The organism is Paenibacillus sp. 10L310, assembly GCF_056395745.1.
On the sequence record NZ_JBFTKC010000017.1, the window covers coordinates 1 to 23,103 of the forward strand.

16 protein-coding genes, 14 tRNA genes, 2 rRNA genes and 1 pseudogene are annotated in these 23,103 nt (G+C 47.7%); 25 read left to right on the top strand and 8 right to left on the bottom strand.

All coding sequences use genetic code 11. The annotated features are described in order from the left end of the window. The 17 genes from AC1DE7_RS25335 to AC1DE7_RS25415 form a co-directional block, all read left to right on the top strand. Positions 1–99, top strand: a 23S ribosomal RNA gene (locus tag AC1DE7_RS25335); the annotation flags it as partial. A 76-nt stretch (positions 100–175) separates the two neighbouring features. Continuing rightward, positions 176–292, top strand: a 5S ribosomal RNA gene (rrf, locus tag AC1DE7_RS25340). Between the two features lie 38 nt (positions 293–330). Then, positions 331–404 (top strand) — tRNA-Ile (locus tag AC1DE7_RS25345). Positions 405–438: 34 nt separating this feature from the next. Then, positions 439–514 (top strand) — tRNA-Ala (locus tag AC1DE7_RS25350). A gap of 1 nt (position 515) precedes the next feature. Then, a tRNA-Asn gene (locus tag AC1DE7_RS25355) sits at positions 516–591 on the top strand. Between the two features lie 4 nt (positions 592–595). Continuing rightward, positions 596–667: transfer RNA gene (locus tag AC1DE7_RS25360), tRNA-Glu, on the top strand. Between the two features lie 6 nt (positions 668–673). Beyond that, positions 674–749 (top strand) — tRNA-Val (locus tag AC1DE7_RS25365). A gap of 16 nt (positions 750–765) precedes the next feature. After that, positions 766–839, top strand: a tRNA-Met gene (locus AC1DE7_RS25370). A gap of 26 nt (positions 840–865) precedes the next feature. Next, positions 866–943 (top strand) — tRNA-Asp (locus tag AC1DE7_RS25375). A gap of 23 nt (positions 944–966) precedes the next feature. After that, positions 967–1,042 (top strand) — tRNA-Thr (locus AC1DE7_RS25380). 97 nt (positions 1,043–1,139) lie between these two features. Further along, a tRNA-His gene (locus tag AC1DE7_RS25385) sits at positions 1,140–1,215 on the top strand. 11 nt (positions 1,216–1,226) lie between these two features. Further along, positions 1,227–1,301: transfer RNA gene (locus tag AC1DE7_RS25390), tRNA-Gln, on the top strand. Between the two features lie 9 nt (positions 1,302–1,310). Next, positions 1,311–1,386: transfer RNA gene (locus AC1DE7_RS25395), tRNA-Lys, on the top strand. A 9-nt stretch (positions 1,387–1,395) separates the two neighbouring features. Beyond that, a tRNA-Leu gene (locus AC1DE7_RS25400) sits at positions 1,396–1,482 on the top strand. A gap of 8 nt (positions 1,483–1,490) precedes the next feature. Next, a tRNA-Gly gene (locus AC1DE7_RS25405) sits at positions 1,491–1,565 on the top strand. Between the two features lie 110 nt (positions 1,566–1,675). Continuing rightward, positions 1,676–1,746 (top strand) — tRNA-Gly (locus AC1DE7_RS25410). 184 nt (positions 1,747–1,930) lie between these two features. Further along, positions 1,931–2,536, top strand: a complete 606-nt coding sequence (locus tag AC1DE7_RS25415; RefSeq protein WP_036672991.1) for a short chain dehydrogenase — start codon at positions 1,931–1,933, stop codon at positions 2,534–2,536. Between the two features lie 223 nt (positions 2,537–2,759). Here AC1DE7_RS25415 and AC1DE7_RS25420 read toward each other — a convergent pair whose 3' ends face one another. The 4 genes and pseudogenes from AC1DE7_RS25420 to AC1DE7_RS25435 all read right to left on the bottom strand — a co-directional run bounded on the left by AC1DE7_RS25420 (position 2,760) and on the right by AC1DE7_RS25435 (position 7,876). Beyond that, a complete protein-coding gene (locus tag AC1DE7_RS25420; protein ID WP_477535434.1) occupies positions 2,760–3,806 on the bottom strand; it encodes an ABC transporter substrate-binding protein in 1,047 nt (348 codons plus the stop codon). A 97-nt stretch (positions 3,807–3,903) separates the two neighbouring features. Beyond that, entirely contained in the window at positions 3,904–5,586 is a 1,683-nt protein-coding gene (locus AC1DE7_RS25425) for a helix-turn-helix domain-containing protein (RefSeq protein WP_477535435.1), read from the bottom strand. A gap of 374 nt (positions 5,587–5,960) precedes the next feature. After that, positions 5,961–6,787: pseudogene (locus AC1DE7_RS25430) on the bottom strand (hypothetical protein). A gap of 180 nt (positions 6,788–6,967) precedes the next feature. Continuing rightward, positions 6,968–7,876, bottom strand: a complete 909-nt coding sequence (locus AC1DE7_RS25435; RefSeq protein WP_076253950.1) for a LysR family transcriptional regulator — start codon at positions 7,874–7,876, stop codon at positions 6,968–6,970. A gap of 374 nt (positions 7,877–8,250) precedes the next feature. Between AC1DE7_RS25435 and AC1DE7_RS25440 the strand changes: the two genes are divergently transcribed. From AC1DE7_RS25440 to AC1DE7_RS25455, 4 genes are all read left to right on the top strand, one after another. Beyond that, a complete protein-coding gene (locus AC1DE7_RS25440) occupies positions 8,251–9,267 on the top strand; it encodes an ABC transporter ATP-binding protein (RefSeq protein ID WP_477535436.1) in 1,017 nt (338 codons plus the stop codon). A 70-nt stretch (positions 9,268–9,337) separates the two neighbouring features. After that, on the top strand, positions 9,338–10,411 hold the full coding sequence (locus AC1DE7_RS25445) for an ABC transporter substrate-binding protein (RefSeq protein WP_101314834.1): 1,074 nt from the start codon (positions 9,338–9,340) through the stop codon (positions 10,409–10,411). Positions 10,412–10,499: 88 nt separating this feature from the next. Then, entirely contained in the window at positions 10,500–12,170 is a 1,671-nt protein-coding gene (locus AC1DE7_RS25450) for an ABC transporter permease (RefSeq protein WP_076254000.1), read from the top strand. Further along, positions 12,167–13,756: an MBL fold metallo-hydrolase gene (locus AC1DE7_RS25455; RefSeq protein ID WP_477535437.1), complete on the top strand. Its 1,590-nt coding sequence runs from the start codon at positions 12,167–12,169 to the stop codon at positions 13,754–13,756. Before AC1DE7_RS25450 ends, AC1DE7_RS25455 begins: the two co-directional genes overlap by 4 nt. Positions 13,757–13,832: 76 nt before the next feature. Here the strand turns inward: AC1DE7_RS25455 and AC1DE7_RS25460 are convergent, their stop codons facing one another. Both AC1DE7_RS25460 and AC1DE7_RS25465 read right to left on the bottom strand, forming a co-directional pair. Continuing rightward, a complete protein-coding gene (locus AC1DE7_RS25460; protein WP_340018961.1) occupies positions 13,833–14,393 on the bottom strand; it encodes a GerMN domain-containing protein in 561 nt (186 codons plus the stop codon). Positions 14,394–14,427: 34 nt separating this feature from the next. Beyond that, on the bottom strand, positions 14,428–15,813 hold the full coding sequence (locus AC1DE7_RS25465) for an N-acetylmuramoyl-L-alanine amidase (RefSeq protein WP_477535438.1): 1,386 nt from the start codon (positions 15,811–15,813) through the stop codon (positions 14,428–14,430). Positions 15,814–16,122: 309 nt separating this feature from the next. Here AC1DE7_RS25465 and AC1DE7_RS25470 point away from each other — a divergent pair, with 309 nt between their 5' ends. Further along, positions 16,123–17,352 (top strand): anhydro-N-acetylmuramic acid kinase, encoded by a 1,230-nt coding sequence (locus AC1DE7_RS25470; protein ID WP_477535439.1) that lies wholly within the window; start codon positions 16,123–16,125, stop codon positions 17,350–17,352. Between the two features lie 125 nt (positions 17,353–17,477). Beyond that, positions 17,478–18,317 (top strand): MurR/RpiR family transcriptional regulator, encoded by an 840-nt coding sequence (locus AC1DE7_RS25475; protein ID WP_036616797.1) that lies wholly within the window; start codon positions 17,478–17,480, stop codon positions 18,315–18,317. Positions 18,318–18,465: 148 nt separating this feature from the next. On the opposite strand, the gene murQ is transcribed toward AC1DE7_RS25475, so the two are convergent. Together murQ and AC1DE7_RS25485 are read right to left on the bottom strand one after the other, a co-directional pair. After that, on the bottom strand, positions 18,466–19,371 hold the full coding sequence (murQ, locus tag AC1DE7_RS25480; protein WP_477535440.1) for an N-acetylmuramic acid 6-phosphate etherase: 906 nt from the start codon (positions 19,369–19,371) through the stop codon (positions 18,466–18,468). Between the two features lie 22 nt (positions 19,372–19,393). Further along, positions 19,394–20,356: an N-acetylglucosamine kinase gene (locus AC1DE7_RS25485; protein ID WP_477535441.1), complete on the bottom strand. Its 963-nt coding sequence runs from the start codon at positions 20,354–20,356 to the stop codon at positions 19,394–19,396. A gap of 356 nt (positions 20,357–20,712) precedes the next feature. Here AC1DE7_RS25485 and AC1DE7_RS25490 point away from each other — a divergent pair, with 356 nt between their 5' ends. Both AC1DE7_RS25490 and AC1DE7_RS25495 read left to right on the top strand, forming a co-directional pair. After that, entirely contained in the window at positions 20,713–22,065 is a 1,353-nt protein-coding gene (locus AC1DE7_RS25490; protein ID WP_036673010.1) for an ABC transporter substrate-binding protein, read from the top strand. Positions 22,066–22,120: 55 nt separating this feature from the next. Then, complete coding sequence (locus AC1DE7_RS25495; protein ID WP_253505095.1) at positions 22,121–23,044, top strand: carbohydrate ABC transporter permease; 924 nt, start codon at positions 22,121–22,123, stop codon at positions 23,042–23,044. Positions 23,045–23,103 lie beyond the last annotated feature (59 nt).

A 23,103-nucleotide genomic window follows, 5' to 3' on the forward strand; every position in this document is an offset into this window, starting at 1 on the left:
ATGTAAGACCCCTTGAAGACGACGAGGTAGATAGGCTGGGGGTGGAAGTGCAGCAATGCATGGAGCTGACCAGTACTAATCGGTCGAGGGCTTATCCAATAGCAAGTKRTAATTCGCATGTTTCGTTTCGAATCTAGTTTTCAGAGAACAACAACTCTGAAWTGTAAGCTAYGCGTTTGGTGGCGATGGCGGAGGGGTTCCACACGTACCCATCCCGAACACGACCGTTAAGCCCTCTAGCGCCGATGGTACTTGGACCGCAGGGTCCTGGGAGAGTAGGACGCCGCCAAGCGAWWYCCCWTTGGGGTATTTTTTTTCGAAAATTGATAAGGGCCCTTAGCTCAGTTGGTTAGAGCGCACCTCTGATAAGGGTGAGGCCGGTGGTTCGAGTCCACCAGGGCCCATAGCAAGACCACAACAAGAAATACACCAGWGTATGGGGCCATAGCTCAGCTGGGAGAGCGCCTGCCTTGCAAGCAGGAGGTCAGCGGTTCGATCCCGCTTGGCTCCACCATTCCCTGATAGCTCAGTTGGTAGAGCACTCGACTGTTAATCGAGTTGTCACAGGTTCGAGCCCTGTTCGGGGAGCCAGTAAGGCCCGTTGGTCAAGGGGTTAAGACACCTCCCTTTCACGGAGGTAACAGGGGTTCGAATCCCCTACGGGTCATATTATGGAGGCTTAGCTCAGCTGGGAGAGCATCTGCCTTACAAGCAGAGGGTCGGGGGTTCGATCCCCTCAGCCTCCACCATATAACTTTATAACGACGCGGGGTGGAGCAGCCCGGTAGCTCGTCGGGCTCATAACCCGAAGGCCGCAGGTTCAAATCCTGCCCCCGCAATTATACTTTCCTTGAGAAAGTGATCTGGAACCGTGGTGTAGTTGGCCTAACATGCCTGCCTGTCACGCAGGAGATCGCGGGTTCGAATCCCGTCGGTTCCGCCATTTTTTAATTAAATATACACCGTGCCGGTGTAGCTCAACTGGTAGAGCAACTGACTTGTAATCAGTAGGTTGGGGGTTCAAGTCCTCTCGCCGGCACCATTTTTAGTATTTACATCTGAATTTGTGATAGAATGTATATTACAAGTAAAATTGTTAATACTAAGATTCTCTTAGTGGATGAATGGCTTACTCTATGGCGGTCGTGGCGAAGTGGTTAACGCACCGGTTTGTGGATCCGGCATTCGGGGGTTCAATTCCCCTCGATCGCCCCATGATTTTTTAATGGGGATTAGCCAAGCGGTAAGGCAACGGACTTTGACTCCGTCATGCATAGGTTCAAATCCTATATCCCCAGCCATTTCATTACGAGTCATTAGCTCAGTTGGTAGAGCACCTGACTTTTAATCAGGGTGTCGAAGGTTCGAGCCCTTCATGACTCACCATTATATTTTGCGGTCGTGGCGGAATTGGCAGACGCGCACGGTTCAGGTCCGTGTGGGCTAACCCCCGTGGAGGTTCGAGTCCTCTCGACCGCACCATATGTTTTGCGGAAGTGGCTCAGCGGTAGAGCATCGCCTTGCCAAGGCGAGGGTCGCGGGTTCGATTCCCGTCTTCCGCTCCAATATTTGCGCCCTTAGCTCAGCTGGATAGAGCGTTTGACTACGAATCAAAAGGCCGGGAGTTCGAATCTCTCAGCATGTTCAAATCGTGTCATCCCGATTTTTTTTATTTGCGGGTGTAGTTCAATGGTAGAACTTTAGCCTTCCAAGCTAATAGCGTGGGTTCGATTCCCATCACCCGCTTCCTAGTAACATATAGAAGAGCCTTTGCTTATAGCAAAGGCTTTTTTTGTGTTAAAAAGAATAAGTGTAATTTATTTAAAATAGGGTCAATTGTCATTTGATTAAGGATGAAATCTTTGTTTAAATAAATAGAACAATTCGTATCTGATTAACCGCATTTATTTATAAAGGAGGACAAACAGTAATGAAAAGAGCTCTGGTCATTGGTGGAAACGGAACATTAGGTAAAGCCGTTGTTGCGAAACTGAAAGATTATTCCGTTGAGGTTATTACAGCAGGTAGACAATCCGGGGATGTTCAGGTGGATATGACGTCGACAGAGAGTATTACTACCCTCTTCGAAACGGTGAGAAATATTGATTACGTCATTGTGGCGGCGGGCCAGACCCATTATGCGAAACTCGAAGAACTGACACCTGAGAACAATATGATTAGTGTGCAGGGTAAACTGCTTGGACAGGTCAATATCGTATTGATTGGACAGCACTATATTAACGACAAGGGGAGTTTCACGCTGGTCAGTGGCATTATACAAGACCACCCTATTGAGCAAGGTGCATCAAGTGCTATGGTCAATGGGGCTATTGATTCGTTTGCCAAAGCGGCAGCGTTTGAGTTACCAAGAGGCATTCGTTTGAATTCGGTTAGTCCTAATCTGTTTGTAGAGTCGGCGGAAAAATATAAGGATTTCTTTATTGGATTTAATCCTGTACCTGTAGAGAAAGTGGCTAATACGTTTATCCAGAGTGCACTTGGGATTGAAACAGCCCAAAATTTCAAAATATATTAAAAGCCGGAAAGTTATATATGATTTTGATGATTACCTATCCCTAATTAATTGCAGGATGAGAAAGGTGTACATGAAATACATTTAGCTGTTAAGCATGTAGAATGATTTTTCATGAAACAGAACTGAATGAGGCCATTTGAAATATTAAAACAAAAGGAGATTCACCGGATTTTCGGTAGATCTCCTTTTGTTTGTTGTGAATGAAACAGAGGTATATTGACTATTATGGAGCAGGTAGCCCAAGAACTTCGAGCATCTCATTACGTTTGAGCGATTCGGCAATGGGGCCGTCAATGAGCCATTTCTTAGCATTGAGGACATAGACATGACCATTTTGGACAGCGGGTAGGCTTTTCCATACTTGGAGTTGCTGGATTTCATTAAGTTCATCTTTTGTTTTTTGCAACGCTTCAGCTGACCCATCTGAGCTAATGGACACGATAAACAGATAGTCTGCTTTGATTTCAGGCAAAAGTTCTACCGAGATACTGGCATTCATCCGATCCGGGTTCTCTGCCTCGAGTTTGGTAACGAGAGCATCGGGAGTGAATCCAACCTCATAACCCGCTCCTACATAACTGGAAGCTGGAAATGGCGTGGATGGAATGGAAGAGAAGAACAAACGCATATCCTTCTCTTCCAGGCGCAGGAATGCAGCTGTAGGTTTGGTCTTGGTGATATCGGCTACGAGCTTCTGAGCTTCAGTTACTTGGTCTTTATTTTTTTGTAAAAGCTGTTCAGCCCGCTCTTCAATATCTAGCGCAGTAGCTACCTGCACGATAGATTCCTGCCAATTACGGCGATCATAAGTGATCGTAGGCGCGATCTTCTCGAGTTGTTCGAGAATCTTGGCATCCAAACTGGCATTGGCAATAATGAGGTCCGGATTGGCGCTAACTACAGCTTCAAAATTGACACTTTCATTAATGGGTTCGACAGCCACGCCTTGGGCTTCAAGTTGCTCATTCAGATAATCTTGCCGGCCAATAGGTGTAGCAAGTACCAGTGGTACCTCCAAGGAGAGGAGAATATCCTCCATATTAATGGACACAATCCGTTCAGGATGTGCCGGGATTTCTTTGCTGCCACTGGCGCTCTCCACGGTCTTAGTAGCTGATTCAGTGGATGAGTCGCCATCTGTCCCCGCAGCTGATTTTACGCCATCTGCAGATGGCTGCGAAGTGCTTGCAGGTGTCTGTCCACACGCAACAAGTAACATGGCGAGTATGAGCAGGATTCCCGTTATTTTGACATATTGCTGTTTGTACATCATAATCCCCCTGTGTTTCTAATGATATTGATTCTCAGTACACTTTATATTGTAGCGGTCTCATGTTGGGGGAGACATAGCCTTCTGTGCTATCCGGTCATGGATTAATGTGCTGAGTTCCACCAAAAAGTTTCAGGGTTTCATCGATGATCTGATCATGAGCATATGGTGAATAATCCAACCACGGCATTTCATCTAGCAGATATACATGTTGGTTCTGCACAGGCATCAAATCTTGCCATTGCTGAGTATGTTGTAGTTTATGCCAACGTTGCTGGGATTCTGAGTCCTGGTCCACAATCAGTAACATGCGATCTCCAACCATTTGAGGCAACTCCTGTTCATCCAATGCACGATAGACTTGCCCTGGAAGCAGATCATGTGAAGGCGCCACGCCCAGGTCGTTATATAGAACAGCGCCCCCATTGCGTCGCCCGTAGATTAACAGATGACCCATCATGATATGAATAATGGAGACCGTATCCTTACCGATTAAATGAGTAAGCTGCTCTTTGGCTTGGATTACCTTGTCATCGTACTGCTCCAACCATTGCTGAGCATCTTGTTGCTGTCCCACAATGGAGGCAACTTGTATGAAGTGTTCCCGCCAGCTCAATCCTTTCCATGGGATAACGATGGTAGGCGCAATTCGCTGTAGCGTTCTTTTTAACGTATGGGCTTCGTACTCATTACAGAGTATAAGGTCAGGGCTCGCTTGCATCAACAACTCAACGTTGGTTTGCCAGATATGAGGATTCATTCGTTTGCTACGCCCCAGATGATAAGGGATATTCGAGAAAAACAGATTCCTGTGTTGATCCCGTCGGTTATCGATCAATGCCGCATGGGGAATGATCTGTAATGCCAGCAGATGGCCAGTGGTTCCGAAGGAGAGAGTGGCAATTTTACTGCGTTTCTGCCGTTGATAGGTAGAGGGAGACACGCCAACATATTTTTTGAATTTGCGACTAAAGTAAAACTCGTCCTGAAAACCAACCTGTGAGGCGATATGTTTGATGGTTTGGCCGGGGACGAGCAACATCTCTTTGGCTCGGTCCATGCGGATGTTATTCACGTATTCCATGGGACTGATGCCAGTGCGGTTTTTGAATACCCGCGAATAGTGCCATACACTCATGCCTGCCACTCCGGCAAGAACTTCCCGAGAAAGATGCTCAGCATATCCAAGCTCAATAAGTTCAAGCGTTTGATCCAAAGCAGAGGTGTGTTCGGAATCTCCTATTGCACTTTCTTTGGGAGGAGCATACACATGGGTCAACAATTCATGCATCAAAGTCTGAATACGAAATGGACGATTTTCTTGAGGTACAGAGATGCATTCATGGAGCTGTGAGGCAATTCTGGTACATTCCTGAAAAAGTTCATGCGGTAACTCATCAGCATAAGCCGAACGAAGTAACCCTTTTTGGTATACCTCCATTACAGTAGATCCGGAAGTAGCTTTATTGATGTCGGAGAGAGGCTTCAACATATCAAAATATATCGCGATGCCCTGTAAAGGATGAACCTCATCCGTTGTATATTCTATCGCTGTTCCTGGCAGGATCAGATACATCTTGCCGAGTGTGGCATGATTCAGCCTATGCCCAATACGGATATCGGCTTCACCGCCAGTACAGATGAGCAGAAGATGTGAGTCCGCTAATACGAATGGGGCAAGAAAAGACGCTTGATCGAGAACTTCGGATGTCTTGAATCTTGCATATAGGTCACGGGTATGGTCACCGTTAGATATCAGTGGAAAGACTTGCAAAGTCACCAGAATCCCTCCTTAACTTGCAATAGTAACATTACATATGATGTATTTGAGAATAATTATCAATTATCGCATATTGTCATTCAAATAAGAAGTCCATATGATAATATGAAAATGAAATAGCGAATTCTAATCATTGAACCGCGTAACTTTCCACTATAACTTGAATTAAAATAGGTTACCGAGTTGGAAAATAGCCAATACATAGTTCCCATCATCTAAACCGTTGAGCGAATAATTAGTGAAAATCTTAACTGATGTTAATCGTAGAATTACTTAAATAACAGATCATTTAATTCACTACGCAAAAAAAGACAAGCCCCTCTCCTACGATGTCCGCAGGAAGAGGAACTTGTCTTTTTAATTAGAGCTTGCGATTAGTATCTTTCCAGAATCGTCTGTGTTTTCAAGCCATCAGCCGGAATCAGCCAGTTGTTGTTCTCCAGCAACTGCAACAGTTGGGTACGCAGTCCGGATACGGCTACAGTATCATCGGTTTTGAAAGAAACCTCTACGATATTCTCAATACCTGTACCTGCTGCGTCACGGATCGGCCATACTTCGAGTGTAAGCTCTTGACCACTCCATGTACCTTCATATCGTTGGAATGTGATTGGACCATATGCACGGGATTGAGTCAATTGCTGCTTGCCCCAGTTGGAGGCAGACCAGTTTTTCAATTTGCCCGGAAGCTTGTCCAGTAACATGTTCAAGGCTTCTTGCTGCGAAGGAAGTTGGACTCCTGTCGCTTTGGTATCGACTTTTTTGGTGTTGGAGAAGCTCAGCGTCTGTTTGCCGTATCCCCAATCAATCTCAGCCTCGTAGTTATCATCTGATTTGTCAATCCCTCTTGGTTAGCCAGAGTCAGCGCTGCGTTGATATCGCCATTGATCACAGGGTAGCGTTTTTTATAAGTCAATTCGTAGTTATTTTTATCATCCTTTTTGCGAAAACGAACATTCCATCCTTGTTGATCCAATCCGAGAGCATTGGTGTCGAAGTACTCTACGTTAATATTTCTTGGCGTGGAATTTAGGCCGAGTGTCTGGATCACTTCACTGCGTGGTGTCCCATCTGTATTCAATACAAGTTCCGGCTTGGCCAGAAACTTTACTTCATAAGCAGGAACGGCATTGGCAGCAGCTGAAGCCTGGGGTGCTCCCAGAAATGTCATTCCACTTCCCAATGTTACGATGCTCAACATCAATGAGGCGGTTACCTTTTTCCACTTTTTCAAAACCAATCACTCTCCTAATCTGGATTAACGTACAGATCCCACTTTATCGCCCGAATATATGAAAGCGATTAAAGGGAAGCGCACATTGCGTTAACCCTGTATAGATTTGATGAATGGCAAACGATAGTTTATAGCGGATCAGGGCAATCAGCCATGGAAAATGGGGAAGCCGTGACTCACCTCTCGCAGCACTTCTTTGAAGCGGTTTACCTGAACGGAAGGGTGGCGATCCTTGTTATGTACCGTATAGATATGGCGCGGTGCCTGCTCTCCCGGAATTGGAAGAACTTGAATGAGCCCGTGCTGTTCCTCCCACTGTACCGCCATCCGAGACATGAATGAGACATGCCCCCCGATTAACACGAGCTGTTTGATCGCTTCCAGGGAATCCATCTCCACGGTACTCCGCAAACGAATATCATGTTGCGCAAGCCATTGATTGGTTAGCCGCCGTGTACTGGATTCATTGCCATGTAAGGCAAAAGGAATCTGCGCGATATGATCTGGTGTTAAAGCATCCTTCTGGGCCAACCCATGTTGTGGGGAACAGATCAATACTAAGTCATCTTCACACAGCGTCTCAGCTTGCAGGGCGGGTCCAACAAATGGCTCGGAAGAGATCACCCCCAGATCAATCTGATGACGAATTAACATTTCGCGAATAACAGGTGATGGTTTGACGGATAAGACGATACGAATGCCCGGGAATTCCTGAGAAAAGGTATTGAGTATGGTGGGCAGCAAATATGTAGCCGGTACATAGCTTGCTCCAATGTGCAGGGTGCCCCGATAGAGGCTGTCATATTCCTTTACGACCCGCCTTGCCTCTTGGGTCAGAGCATTGATTTTGACGGAATAATGGAGCAGAGCTTGTCCGGCTTCGGTTAAAAAGGTCTTTCCACTGCGCGATTCGAATAATCGCACACCCATCTCTTCCTCCAATGACTTCATATGAAATGTAACGGTAGGTTGTTTGATCCCCAGTAACTCGGCCACGCTTGTCATGTGATGATGTTTATCGATCAGCTCAACAATTTGTAATTTGATCAGATTCAATGTCCTAACACTCCTCTCACTTCTACTAGCCCCAATATATAAGATGATCTAATGTTTTTCATAAAGACGGAGAGTACAGAACCAATCTGAAGAAGCGAAGCGTTCGCCTTTATCCCCAGATTTCTTATATTCCCTTCATAAAGGGAATATAAGAAATCTGGGGATAACAGCGATCGGAAGATGGTACTGTAATCGAAGCGACAACATGAAAATTAATTTAGTTCACCTTCTATAGATTTAATCTATGAACATCAACAGAATTCATCTAAAAAGTTAATTCCAATTTTACATACAAGACATACAACTCGCGAAAGCGGACGTTAGACTGAGAACAGTGCAAGAGATCAAGTAACAGAAGACAGGCAGGGATGCTTATGAAATTAGAGATAACAGGAATTCAAAAATCATTTAATCAAACACCCGCACTGTTGCCGACAGATCTAACGCTTGAACATGGAAAGTTCACGACCCTGCTCGGCCCATCCGGCTGTGGCAAAACAACACTGCTCCGCATGTTGGCCGGGCTGGAACAGCCGGACGCGGGGGAGATTCGTGCAGATGGTCAGTGTATCTACTCTGCGGCGAAGCGGATTGATATACCAACACACAAGCGTAATCTGGGCATGGTGTTTCAGGATTTTGCATTATGGCCGCATATGACCGTATACGAAAATGTAGCGTTTGGCCTGAAGGCCGGAAAACAGAAATCTGATCTGCGGCAAAAGGTGAACGAAGCGCTTGGCATGGTTCGCCTGCAAGGCATGGAAGACCGATATCCTCATCAGCTGTCTGGTGGACAGCAGCAACGGGTTGCTTTTGCCAGAGCCGTAGCGGTTAGACCTGGTGTGATCCTGTTCGATGAGCCACTGAGTGCACTGGATGCTGTACTCCGGGAAGAGATGCGGATTGAGATGATGTCACTGGTTCGGGACATGGGATTGACTGCGCTGTACGTCACACATGATCAGATTGAAGCGATGTCGATGTCGGATGAGATTGTGGTGATGCAGAAGGGGCGGATATTGCAAAAGGGAAGCCCGGAAACGATCTACTCGGCGCCAAGTGATCCGTATGTCGCTTCGTTTATCGGAAAGTCCAACTGGCTCACGCCTAATCAATCGATGGTGCGTCCAGAGCATGTCACCTGGAACAAAACAGGTCATGACGATCTGTGTTATCCGGGGACGGTACTTAGTGTCAGCTATGTAGGTGAACGATATGAAGTACGAGTGCAGATGGAAGGGCTTGGGGTATGGACAGCCTATATGAACCAAAGGGTGCGCGTAGGGGAGCGGGTGCAGCTCTATGTAACCCCTGAGCGGATATGCCGAATGGAGGGTTATGACCACCCGAGTATGAAGCAGAATGAAGCGATCGCAGTGGCATATTAAATTGTTGAACGAGCACGCAGTTGGAAGCAGAAGTACACATTTTATAAGAAACCAGGGGAGATGGACGAATATGTTGGGTATGAAAACACGGAAAAAGAGCGCAATGCTGTTATTAACAGCGGTAATGAGTATCAGTTTGTTCGGATGTAGCACAGGGAACTCCACCACAGGCAACGCAGCACAACCCGCAGGTGAAGGAAACACAGCAGCAGCGGCAGAAACAACGAAACCGGCTGGTGGCAAGTTGGTCTTGTACAGTGCTGGCCCACAGAAGCTGGCAGATAACATCGTGAGCGGATTTACAGACAAAACAGGGATCGAAGTTGAGATGTTTCAGGGAACGACAGGAAAAATTCTGGCTCGTATGGAAGCTGAGAAATCCAATCCGGTTGCAGACGTTGTAATTCTGGCTTCTTTACCTTCCGCACAGGCTCTGAAAGCCGATGGACTGACTATGCCTTACCCGGACGCAGCCAATGCAGACAAGCTGAACAAGGATTGGTCGGATGCAGAGGGCAACTACTTCAGCAGCAGTGCTTCCGCACTGGGTATTGTGTATAACACCAAACTGGTATCTACACCCCCAACAAGTTGGGCAGAGCTGGCTACGCCTGCGTGGAAAGATGCAGTGAACATTCCCGACCCAACATTATCAGGTTCAGCACTCGACTTCATCACAGGATATCTGAGCGCGAACGGTGAAAAAGGTTGGGATCTGCTGAGTGCCTATAAAGCCAATGGTGTAGCGATGGCAGGCGCCAATCAGGAAGCACTTGATCCAGTCATTACGGGTGCCAAAAGCATCGTAGCAGCAGGTGTGGACTACATGGCGTATTCCTCCAAGGCAAAAGGCGAACCACTGGATATCGTATATCCTGAGGAAGGCACGGTAATCAGCCCAAGACCGGCAGCGATTCTGAAATCCAGTCCAAATGTAGAGAACGCCAAAGCGTTCATTGACTACCTGTTGTCCGATGAAGCACAGAAGCTCGTTGCTGATGCTTATCTGATTCCGGGCCGCGAAGACATTGAAGCGACTAACCGTGCCAATGTGAAGGATATTCCACAGCTTAAAGTGGATTGGAACTGGATGAGCGAACATGGCGAAGAGACAGCGGCGCGTTTTTCCGAGACTTTTAAATAAGAAGAACAAGGATAGAGACAACTAGGCAAAAGGAATACCTGCTGTCTGTGGAAAGTCATGTGAGGTGAACGTAGTGAAACCTGTTGTAATGGACAACAACCGAATTTTTCGGAGAGTGGGCGTGATTCTGGCCCTCTTTCTGCTGACCATAAGCATTGGCGTGCCGCTCTTGCTGATCTTCTGGCAAAGTGTGTATCCGGATGGACAATGGGACTGGATGGCTCCGATTCGCACGATTACCGGTCATCATCTATCAGGTGTATTGCTGAACTCCGTCTGGCTTGGTATCTGCGTTGTAGCGGTAACCACGCTGCTGGCGCTGCCGCTGGCATGGATGATGGCGAAGACTCGGATGGGCGAGCATCGCTGGGTCGATGTAATCCTGATGATTCCGTTCATGACCCCGCCGTATATCGGTTCGATGGGCTGGATTCTGTTTATGCAAAAAGGGGGATATCTGCAGCAATGGGTGCCCTCATCTGCGGGCTGGAGTGAGCTGTTCTTCAGCTTCTGGGGCATGGTGCTCATCATGAGCTTGCACTTGTTCCCATTCCTGTATCTGCTGCTTCGGGATGCATTGATCCGCATCGGTGGCAATCTGGAAGAAGCGGGAGCTGTGCACGGTGCACGTGCAGGGTACCGTTTCAGACGTATTATTTTACCCTTATTGTTGTCATCTTACGGCATGGGGATCATGCTGGTCTTTGTCAAAACGATTGCGGAATTCGGAACACCAGCGACCTTTGGGCGCAAGATTGGCTATTATGTCATGACCTCCGAGATCCATAAGTACATCTCCAGTTGGCCGATTGACTTCGGCAAGGCGACTTCGCTGGCATCGGTGCTGCTCTCCGTCTGTCTGGTGATGTGGTATATGCAGTCTGCCATGAGTCGAAAGTTCACGTATCGTCTGGTCGGTGGCAAAGGGCAACGTTCGAAGCGATATTCTCTTCGTGGCGGAGCAGGATGGTTGTGCGGGGCGTATCTTGCAATCCTGTTGATCCTGTCGATAGGTATCCCGTATTTCTCCATCATCGCCGCTTCGACCATGAAGTTACGGGGATCGGGAATTGCATTTGATAATCTGACCTTGGATCATTACAAAGAGCTGTTATCTTGGGGATCGGTGAGCATGAAGGCCATCGGGAACAGTCTCGGTCTATCCCTTGCGGCTTCAACGGTCGCTGTTATTATCGGAACTGGATTTGCGCTGGCGATCGGCAGATCATCTTCATTCATGCAGCGTGTGATTGACTTGTTCAGTCTGTTGCCTAATACGGTGCCGGGTATCGTGATGGTGGTGGGTTTGATTCTGTTCTGGAACTCACCCTGGATGCCAGTCACGTTGTATAACACCTATGGCATGGTTGTGCTCACGTACGTTGTGCTCTTCTTGCCTTACACCGTGCAGTATGTAAAATCGAGCTTTACCCAGATTGACGGAACGTTGTTCCAAGCTGGGCAAGTGTTTGGCGGGAAGCCGCTGTATATTCTGCGGCGAATCCTGATCCCGCTGATCCTGCCCGGCATGCTGGCCGGCTGGATGATGACCTTTACGATTGCTACCCGGGAGCTGGTAGGTTCGTTATTGATTCTTCCGCCGTCGATGCAGACGTCGGCTACGTATATTTTTGCCCAGTTTGAACAAGGTCAGGTGTCGTTGGGAATGGCAATGGCTGTTGTGACTGTAGGCATGACGGTGCTGATGCTGCTGGGAATCGAACTGCTGAATTCAAAGAGAAAGTGGAATGCATCATGATCAAACTGAACGTATGGGGCGGTGCAGGGGAACACGGACGTTCCGCCTATCTCCTGAGCGGGAGCCAGTTCCACCTTTTGCTGGATTGTGGTGTGAAAAAAGAAGGCACGGGCGAGTATCCGATGATTGACCCGGAGATTGTCCCGCAACTGGATGCGGTCCTGTTGTCCCACGCCCATGAGGATCATTCGGTCGCCATCCCTTTGCTGTACAAGATGGGCTACCAGGGTGAAGTGTGGACGACGAGAGAGACGAGGGCGCAACTACGTACGTATTTTGCCAACTGGCGAAGGTTTGCAGAACGTGTCGGAGAGAAGCTCCCTTACGATGAAGCAGATGAGCAGGCTATTCGTTATCGGTATCTGGAGGATGAGGTTGTATCCCAAACCTGGTTCGAACCCATTCCTGGAGTAAAAGTGATGTGGGGCCGGAGTGGACATCTGGCTGGATCGGTATGGTTTGGGGTTGAAATGGAAGGTAAGCGGATTTTTTATTCCGGGGACTACACGTCCGAATCGATGCTTTTACAGGAGGATTATCCAGCGGAGGCGTTCTTACGGGAAAACATGATTCGTGAAGATACGTTGTTCGATACTCCGAGCAGTGAACAGTGGGGCGCGGAGGAACTAATTGCTATAAACAGTGGGCAAAAGGCTGGAGAACTCATAACGTCACCAGATCAGACATCTGTTGCATCAGAAGCGTCGTCAAGAACACTCGTATCCACGGAGATACCCATGAAGCAGAGGAATTTCTCATCCAATGGAGCAGATGGAGCATTCAGAGCAGGCAGAGCAAACGTAGCAGACGCTGCGCCAATATCTTCCGTCGGGCTGGTGGATCTGGCGATCATTGATGCGGCCTACGGTACGGACCAGGATACACAGGCCGACAAACTGGAACAGCTTGAACGAGCCATTCGCCAGACGATTGCTCAAGGTGGAAAGGTGCTCTTACCTATGCCTGTCGTAGGGCGTGGACAGGAGATCATACTGTGGGCACAACAACAATTCCCGGCTATTCCAATCGTAGTGGAACAAGGGCTGGTGGAAGGGATGAAGCAGCTTATGCATGTTCCGTATTGGTTGAGGGAGAAGGGAGAGCGTGTCATCGGAAGTTCGTTGAAAGACGAAATTGATGGCTTTCTGACTGGACGGGGATGGGATCTGCCTACTACTACCCAAGAGCGGGAACAACTGTTGGAACATCATGCTGCTTCGCTATGGTTCATTCCGGACGGCATGATGCAGTCCTCGCTTGCCCGTTGGTACTATAGTCAATTATCGGACAGGGAGGAGAATCTGATCCTGCTCACTGGGCATGTTGCTCATGGTACATTTGCTGATAAGTTGCTACGGGTTCCTGACAAGTATGGAGTGTGTGATGTGCGGAAAATACGTTATAAAGTACATCAGGGCTGGAAGGATGTTGAACGGATGCTGCATCAGGTTCCAGCAAGGCATACGGTCCTTGTGCATGCTGACCGGGCAGAGACGGACAGATTAAAAGAAGGATTGCTCAGAAATAGCCCGTCACCGGGAACAGTGATACATTCACTGTCTGCTGGTGACGAGCTATATGTGTGAATTGTGTATGAATCGAATTGATGCGTCAGATTGGAACGTCCCTGGGGACGTTCTTTTTCCATTGTTGTCTGATCATTTAGGGTTCGCGATGAATGGGGTGCTCCAGTTCGGCATGACCCATCAAACTATCAACGGCTTCACCATCCACCAGTATATCCAGACTCTTCACTTCATCAAATTGAAACATCGTTGTTGTTAAAGCTTCCAATGCGAGCAATTCTCCACTGGTACCGAGGTTCGCTTCAGCGGGGATATGAACATCCAAAGTTACCGTACCCTCAGCATATTGGACAGAGAGCAATTCCACCTGCTCCCAGAGGGAAACAAGCTCTGAATCGGTGTTTGTTTGCAACGCTGCAAATGTTTTTTCATATTTTTCGGAGTCATCCTTGTACTCAATTTCCTGCTCTGTTTTCTCTAGCTCAAGTACCTGAGAGTCTGCCAAATATACATCAACGACTTGTGTATTCATTGTGCCCAGATCCACCTCCGTTTCGGATGGGTTTGGTGCCTGCACCTGTCCTCCCTGAACAGCAGGTTCATTCGAACCGGATTGGCTCACTGGCTTCTGGGCACATCCAACTCCGATAAGGATCAAGCATGATAATATAAGTGCACAACCTAGCTTCTTATTCAAAGAAACACTTCCTTTATCTGATTTATTTGATGATTTATAGGCCCAAATACTCCTTGATTCCATCGGCTATCGCTTGAGCGGCTTTCATCTGAACAACTTCGGACGACATCAGTTCTTCATCGATTACATTACTCAAGAATCCTACTTCCAAAAGCACTGCAGGCATGGTCGTGTCTCGGATTACTTCCAAGTTGCCATTTTTCACACCACGATCTCTGAGACCCATGGCTTTCACCAAACGTTGATGAATGATAGTAGCTAATTCCTTGCTGTTACTGCGTTGATAATAATATGTCTCCGTACCTGTGGCTTGGGGGGCGGACTTCACGCTATTGCCATGGATAGATACAAATACATCCGCATTTAATTGATTGGCGAGTTGAACACGCTCAGGGCGGGTCGGATAGGTATCACCTTCACGAGTCATCACCAATTCGATATTGGGTTCATTGAGCAACAGGGCTTGTACTTTGTGAGCTAATGCCAGATTGTATTCCTTTTCGGGTTTGTTCGTGATGCTGATCGTCCCTGGATCACTGCCACCGTGTCCTGGATCGATGACCACAACCTTGCGTCCTGAGTCGCCTACTGGAGTGACTGGAGCAGGTGTGACATTGTCACCCGCAACATTCAGATCAATAATCAATTTGTCGGCAATGACGTTCTGGTTGTACTGGACATTCTTCACATTATTCAATTCTACGACAATGCGAACTTGTGCCGGTTCTCGTTTGAACAGTGAATATCTCACTTCTGTCACATTGGGATAACCGCTCACATCCAACTTGCCATTGAGTCCTTGATCCAGCGGCTGGGAGATATCACCAAAGGTGGCTCCGGGCAAGTCCACAACCAGACGATCAGGGTACTTGAGGGTCGTTACTATCGGCTGAACGGCCCCATCGGTGGATAACACGAGCTGATTATTGGCAAATTGGATATCGGTAACCTGAGCGGTAGAGCTTGAATCCCCTTTTCCAGGACTATTTCCTGGTTCAATAGCAGGTTCCTTACTAGTGTTCGTTAAGTATACGATCTTGTCTTGATTGTTCCATCTCACCTTAAGCCCCATCTGTTCACTGACAAATCGAATGGGCACCACCAGCGTTTTATTCAAAATCTGCGGTGCTGTGTTCAAAGTGACTTGTTTGTCAGCAACCATGGCTTGCTTTTGATCGACGGTTAGGGAAATCGTCTGTTGATCTTGCTGAATTTTTACAGTGCGTGCTTGTTGGTTCCAATCGACTTTGAATTTCAAATTTTCGGCAACGACACGAATTGGGATCATCACGTTTTTATTGATAATCGTCACCTGTACATCACTTGGGAGGACTAATTCCTCTCCATCCATAAAGATTTTCGACGTGCTTGTAGCGGCATTTCCCTGATTAGGGAGCAAAACGAGTAAGAATAGACTCAAAAACAGTAGTAAAATGGTTTTCTTCATTATGCACCTCGACTAATATTAGATCATTTTCTTAATTCCAAAATATCCCTACATATTATAAACGGTAAAAATGTAAAAATGTTTCTCTTCTGATATCTAATTATCAATTGATGGAAGAAAACATGATGTGTGATCGCAAATGGGATGAATATCTCTCTTTTTATTTTCAATGATGTAATTAAATTTCATATAATGTTTGACTTGTGAAATTTAATATCATATACTGGGTGAAATTATGGCAGGATGACGTGTTCATCGGGTCTTGCAGGAGGTTGGAAGTGGATGGATACAGGCAGCTATCCGATGTGGGAGAAGTATCGTTTGAAGCAGGAGCATCTGGTCATCGGACTAATGTCAGGAACGTCACTTGATGGAACTGACGCGGCACTGGTGCGTATTCAAACCGATATGAGCGGGGCATTACAGCAGATAGAGCTGGTTGATTTCGTCTGTGTGCCGTATTCGAATGGATTGAGAGACCTACTGATCCGGTTATGTTCACCGAGGACGGCGCGTGTCGACGAGCTGACAGCCGCGCATTTTGGTGTATCGGAGTGGTATGCGCATAGCGTTACGGAACTGATGCAGTCTGCTGGTATCTCAACGCAGCAGGTGGATATGATTAGCATGCATGGGCAGACGGTATGGCATGCTCCTGTAGCATCTGCATTTCCAGGGCCAACGGGAGCAAGTATTGATGTGGTATCGACATTGCAGATCGGTGAATGTGCTGTCGTTCGAGAACGGACAGGACTGCCAGTGATTGGCAACCTGCGGGCAAGGGATATGGCCGCTGGTGGGGAAGGTGCCCCGCTTACGCCTTATGCGGATGCTCTGATGTTCCGTAGCCCGACGGAAGGACGGCTGGTGCAGAATATCGGTGGTATTGGCAATGTGACGGTGCTTCCCTCCGAGTCTTTTACCGAAGGTATTTCGGCATTTGATACGGGACCAGGGAATATGGTGATGGACGCCATTGTGCGGCAGGCAACGGATGGGCGGCAGCATTATGATCCGAATGGAAGTATTGCCGCACAGGGAAAGGTCGATCAGGGTCTGGTAGACCTGTGTTTGGAGGATGAGTATTTCAAAAGACTTCCACCGAAAAGTACCGGGCGAGAAGTATATGGAGCCGCGTATGCAGTGAGACTGATGGAGATGGCCGCAAAGCGTTCCTTATCTCTTGAAGATACGCTGGCTACTGCCACCTGTCTGACCGCGGAAACCATCGTGCGTGCAGTGAAAGATTTTATTCTGCCCAAGGTGCAAATATCGGCCATGCTCGCGTGCGGTGGTGGCACTTCCAATGCCACGTTAATGGAGATGATCCGTCAGAGACTACCGAAGGATATCCGTTTGGAGCGAACGGAAGATTATGGTATACCCGATGATGCTCGGGAAGCCATTGGATTTGCTTTACTTGGCCATGAGGCACTTATGGGAAGAACCAATACACTTCCGGCAGTAACCGGCGCAAAACACGCCGTAATCTCGGGCAATCTCACACTTTAGTGAGACCTGAATTTAATATGAGTTCAGTTATGGAAGGGCGAGGAATTCGATTAGACGCGAGTGGAATTATAAGATAAAATGCTTGTACATGAATGCAGTACGGAAAGGAGGAGCGAATGGAAGGCATGAAAGGTGGACTTGTACGTTTACGCGCATTAATGGATGACTTGACCCCGTCCGAACGGAAGATCGGAGCTTATATTCTCGATCACCCGCAAGAAACTGTTCAATCCTCGGTGGCCCAGTTGTCTGAACGGAGTGGAGGCAGCCCAGCTGCCATTATCCGTCTCTGCAAATCACTAGGTGTAACGGGTTTTCAGGAGCTGAAGCTGAAGATTGCCGGAGATTTGCAGACGAGTGAGCCATATCAATATACGGAGATTCGTCCCCAGGACTCCATGGAGAGCATTATTCAGCATGTGTCCGCAAACAATATTCAGTCGGTGAAGGACACGGTTCATATTCTGGACCCACGTCTGGTGGAAAAAGCCGTGGACGTGCTTCATCAGGCGAACCGGATCTTCTTCTATGGAGTAGGGGCCTCCAACCTGATTGCGCTGGATGCACATTACAAGTTCATGCGAATCAATCGCACAAGCTTTTCGTTCGCCGATCCGCATATGCAGATTTCGTCCGCAACGACGCTTCGTGAGGATGATGCGGTGGTATGTATCTCGTATTCAGGGGAGACTTCGAACGTAATCTCCTGTCTCAAGCATGCTCACGATGGCGGTGCAGCGACAATCAGCATTACCAAGTGGGGCAGCAATACACTCAGTAGTATGGCGGATGTACCCCTGATGATTACTTCCACCGAAAGTGATATTCGAAGCGGAGCAACTTCGTCACGGATTGCACAGCTGAACGTGATCGATATTTTGTATCTAGCGATTGCCAGTCGGGATTACAACCAGTCGGTGGAATATTTGGAGAAGAGCCGACAGGCTATTCTGGAGCACAAGTGAAGTAAAACCATATGAATCCCTTTCTGTTCATGCAGGAGGGGATTTTTTGACGGATTATATCCGCTTTTAGTATAAAAAAATAAAAAAAAGAGCCCGGACTAATGTTGGGCTCCTCTCTTTCAACCTCTAATAATACCCCTTGTACGGCTCAGGAAGGCCCCGCAATGGCGCTACGGACAAATCCGTCAGCCAGATCAAGCCTGTGCTGGGCTTCCGTTGCGTCCACGCCTGCCATCAGCATGACGATTGCCGTTTTTACATGACCGTCTGCACCGGTAAAAGCCTCTTCAATATCCGCTTCATTTGCTCCGGTTGCCAGATGGATCATGCGTTTGGCCCGATGGACAAGCTTCTCGTTCGAAGGGTTCAGATCAACCATGAAATTACGGTAAACCTTGCCCAGACGAATCATGGCGGTAGTGGTGAGCATGTTCAGAATCATTTTCTGTGCACTGCCTGCCTTCATACGTGTTGAACCCATGACAACCTCTGGGCCGACAACAGCCTCAATGCTCACATCAGCCAACAGGGTCATCGGCGTGCCTGCATTATTACTCAGGCTGATCACCGTAGCCCCGATCTCCTTGGCGTGCCTCATCGCACCCAGCACATACGGCGTTCGTCCACTGGCTGCAATGCCAACCACGACATCGTTTTTGTCTAAGCCATGTTCATCAAGGTCCGCAGCTCCCAACTCCTCACTATCTTCAGCACCTTCAACCGGGTCCTTCACTGCCCGGAATCCCCCTGCAATAATACCCTGCACCATGGAGGGCGGGGTTCCGTAGGTAGGCGGGCATTCCGAAGCGTCAAGTATTCCTAATCGTCCACTGGTACCTGCGCCTACATAAAAAAGCCTGCCGCCAGACTGAAATGCCTCCAAGATCCGATCCGCAGCTTGAGCAATGACCGGAATGAGGGGCTGAATGAGCTCCGCAATCCGTTGATCTTCCTTATTAATGAGCTCCATAATTTCTGCCGAAGGCAATTCATCTATATGATCCGTTAGTGGATTGGGTTGTTCTGTTAGTAGTGAATTCAGCAAGTGATTCATCCGTATGGCCTCCTTCTCTCTTTTAAAATGATTCATTCAGGGAACAGCGTCTTCGTGCCAGTTGTGCTGCGCCAACCGCTGGAGCGGGGGCATCTTCACGATATACAAAGTCCAACTCTCCATAATATTCCGATAACTTCTGAATAAATGTATTTCGGAAAAGTGCAGCGTATCGAAACAGTGATCCGGACAGGACAACCGGAGTGGATGCAAAATCGGGATGACGTGCAATCAGCGCCTTGGCGGTATCCGCCAATTGTGAGGCTTCGTCAATGATCAGTGCGCGGGCGGCCACATCTCCGAGTTCAGCAGCTTCTATAACTAGGCGGGCGATGGATGCGGTCTCGGTTTTGCCCCAATCCGTCTGATACACTCGCGTCTTTAACTCCGATATATCCCGAAGGTTCAGATTCTTTAGAAGAAGCGGGGTTAAACGGGTTGGAGGAAGAACACCGTCATAACTCTGCATAACCACTTGGAGTGCACGCTGCCCAATACGATAGCCGCTCCCCTCATCTCCGAGCAGATGACCCCAGCCTCCTGCACGGTATCGCTCGCCTTCCCGCGTAAATCCGTACACGATGGAACCTGTTCCAGAGATACACAATACACCGTGCGTATGTCCGAGAGAGGCCATCAGAGCAATCTCTCCTTCGGATACAACCCAGACTAGACAACCTTCTGATGCCTGTTGATTACGACTCTTCATATAGTTATTTACTGCTTCGGCTATAAGTTGCCGTTCTTGGATCGTATCTACACCTGACATACCAAGGCATATACCCTCACAATTTGTCGATAAATCACTTATTAGATTAAATAGCTGTTCCAGCACTCGTTGCAGTTCGGAAATGGCCTGTTCAGTTGATACGCTGTGAGGATTCGTGGGACCGCCGCTGAGTCGGGCAAGAATTTCACCAGATTCAGAAATGATTGCTGCATCAGTATTGGTACCGCCTCCATCTACGCCTACATATACTCGCAAAGTGGCTCACCTCGCTTGCTTGGGTTTTCTTTTTACATAGTATAGTTGCATGAAAAGAAAAAGTAAAATTAAATTTTATGATAAAAAATAATGTTGAATTTTTATTTTACAACTCATATAATGAATTCAATCTACAATTTTGGAAGGAATTAATACTGTTATTGTCAATTAAGTTGACGTTAATATTGCATTTAAGAGATTTAGCCTGCGACTGGCAGGCCCAATCTACAGGGGAGGTGCTTTTCCTTACTGCCGCGTGTATAGGTGGATTGCGTTTGAAGGCCGAACGATCACAAAGGGGTAGCATGGTTAGGCAATGAAAGAATCGGATGATGACATGCAAAGGAGATGAAGGGATGAAAAAGAAGGGTCTGGTATGGGCAATGTTGTTGATGATGGTCTGGGTTACAGCCTGTGGGAATAGCGGAGGTGCTGCTTCGGATGACCCGAATGCCGATGATACGGTAACGGTATGGACCTATCCTGTACATGGCACATATGAAGATGAACTGAAGGATCTAATCTCTGATTTCAATAAAGAACACCCGAACATTACCGTGAAGACGGAAATGCTTTCCTGGGCGGAAGGGCCCAAAAAATTCGATGTCGCTCTGAACGCAGGTAATCCGCCGGATCTTTACTTTCATAGCGTAGACGGCACATATGTGAATACGGGATTGGCACTTGAGCTGGACAGCTACCTGACACCTGAGATCAAGGACGACTACCTGCCAGGTACGCTTGATTTAGGCCAGATTCAGGGGAAACAGTACGGACTACCGTTGTATCAATTCCAATGGGCATGGGGTGGTAACAAACGCATTCTGGAGGAAGCGGGCATTGATTGGAAGTCCATTCAACAAAATGGCTGGACCTGGTCCGAATTCAACGATGCTGCTGCCAAGCTGACCAAAACGCTGGATGGCGGGGCCAAGCAATATGCACTGGTTACCGACGGAACCTCGCTTGACTTCATTGAAATGCTGTCTCGTAACAACGGGATGATCGATGTTCTTGATAAAGACGGCACGTTCCAATGGAATGATGGTCGCATTCTGGATACCCTCTCTTTTATCAAAAACCTGATGGATCAAGGGTATATGCCGAAGGAAACGGCGGCTCTCGCTCCAGCGAAACGGACGGATATGTTCTACGCGGGGGAAACGGCGATTATTTCCAAAGCGATTCCTTATTATGATGTGATGATTCAGAATCGCAACAAGGACATCGATGATGGCAAGGTGCAGGGAGAAAAGATTGATTTTGTCCTGTTGCCTGTACCACATAATGATGATCAACCTGCGGCCACAACGATGGGCGGCGAAGGGTATGTAGCCTTCAAACAGAAAAAGGACAAGGGCGAACAGCATGCCAAAAATACGTTCCTGGTGATGGAGGCGCTTAGTGGTGCCAAAGCAGGGAACTCGGCCAATGAACTGGCGCTTCCATTCGTAAGACAGTCCCAGGTGGATCTGTTTAAAGGAAAAGAGCTTGGTCAACCGGATAATCTGGCTGCTGCAAAAGTCATGGCAGAGAATATCGCGATGCCGGTTGTACTTGAACTGGATATCGACAAAGCATCTCAGCAAAAACAATTCAAGGAACAGGTTGTGAAGCCTAATATTCAGGCGCTGTTCTCGGGTGAAAAATCACCGGAGCAGATCGCAGAAGACTTCAAGAGCAAAGGCCAGCAGATGTTTGGACAATAACTCGGACAATCAAACATAACGTAAAACCACACTGATTAGGAGAGGAGGATTCGCCATGCAGACCGCCCTTGCGCCAAAATCGTCAGTGCCCCGGACTTCCCGGGTTGCCCGGTTTTGGCGAGACTACGGGTGGGCGTATTTGTTTATTTTGGCGCCTGTCCTGCTGTTTCTCATTTTCACACTGTATCCCGTTCTGACGGCTCTTGTGATGAGCTTCCAGAAATACAATATTATGAACTCGACGTGGGTTGGATTGGATAACTACGAGCGTTTGGTGAAGGATGAGACATTCTGGAAGTCGATTAAAAATACAGTCATCTTCACCGTAGGCACAGTCCCGGTCAATATTCTCATTACATTTGTACTGTCCTATTTCATCTATCAGATGAAAAGCAAATGGCAGACATTTTTCAAAGCTACCATGTATCTGCCTGCGGTAGCCTCCGGGGTGACCATCTCCATTGTATGGCTGGCGATCTTTGACCCGACGAATTCAGGACTGCTCAACCGTTTCCTAGGTCTGTTCGGCCTTGACCCGGTAATCTGGCTGGGCCAGTCGGGAACGGCACTTTTTTCCCTCATTCTGATGAACTGGCTTGGATCGCACGGAGCGGGCATTATTCTGTATCTGGCAGCCATGGGCGGTATTCCGAAATCGCTGTACGAAGCGGCGGATATTGATCATGCCAGCGGCTGGACCCAGTTCAGCAAGATTACATGGCCGCTGCTCAAACCAACGACGCTGTATTTGCTCGTCACGGGTGTCATTACATCCTTCCAGGTGTTTATCTCGGTATATTTGATGACACAGGGTGGACCAAACTTTGCGACAACAACAATCGCTTATCTGATCTATGAAACGGCATTTAAATTCTATGAGTTCGGATTGGCTTCGGCTCAGTCGTTTGTACTGGCGATTATCATCATTGTCATCTCCGTCATACAGTTCAAATATTTCTCCAGCGATATTGAGTATTAGAGGTAGTTCAAAACACGGACTATTAGAGCACGTTGCATTAAGCATCCGGGGGTGAATGA

Excerpts from the sequence above, each read along its gene's own strand:
- AC1DE7_RS25490 (WP_036673010.1), top strand. The coding sequence starts at position 20,713 with ATGAAAAAGAAGGGTCTGGTATGGGCAATGTTGTTGATGATGGTCTGG.
- AC1DE7_RS25440 (WP_477535436.1), top strand. The coding sequence starts at position 8,251 with ATGAAATTAGAGATAACAGGAATTCAAAAATCATTTAATCAAACACCC.
- AC1DE7_RS25455 (WP_477535437.1), top strand. The coding sequence starts at position 12,167 with ATGATCAAACTGAACGTATGGGGCGGTGCAGGGGAACACGGACGTTCC.
- AC1DE7_RS25415 (WP_036672991.1), top strand. The coding sequence starts at position 1,931 with ATGAAAAGAGCTCTGGTCATTGGTGGAAACGGAACATTAGGTAAAGCC.
- AC1DE7_RS25495 (WP_253505095.1), top strand. The coding sequence starts at position 22,121 with ATGCAGACCGCCCTTGCGCCAAAATCGTCAGTGCCCCGGACTTCCCGG.
- AC1DE7_RS25445 (WP_101314834.1), top strand. The coding sequence starts at position 9,338 with ATGTTGGGTATGAAAACACGGAAAAAGAGCGCAATGCTGTTATTAACA.
- murQ (WP_477535440.1), bottom strand. The coding sequence starts at position 19,371 with ATGAATCACTTGCTGAATTCACTACTAACAGAACAACCCAATCCACTA.
- AC1DE7_RS25450 (WP_076254000.1), top strand. The coding sequence starts at position 10,500 with ATGGACAACAACCGAATTTTTCGGAGAGTGGGCGTGATTCTGGCCCTC.
- AC1DE7_RS25475 (WP_036616797.1), top strand. The coding sequence starts at position 17,478 with ATGAAAGGTGGACTTGTACGTTTACGCGCATTAATGGATGACTTGACC.
- AC1DE7_RS25420 (WP_477535434.1), bottom strand. The coding sequence starts at position 3,806 with ATGTACAAACAGCAATATGTCAAAATAACGGGAATCCTGCTCATACTC.
- AC1DE7_RS25470 (WP_477535439.1), top strand. The coding sequence starts at position 16,123 with ATGGATACAGGCAGCTATCCGATGTGGGAGAAGTATCGTTTGAAGCAG.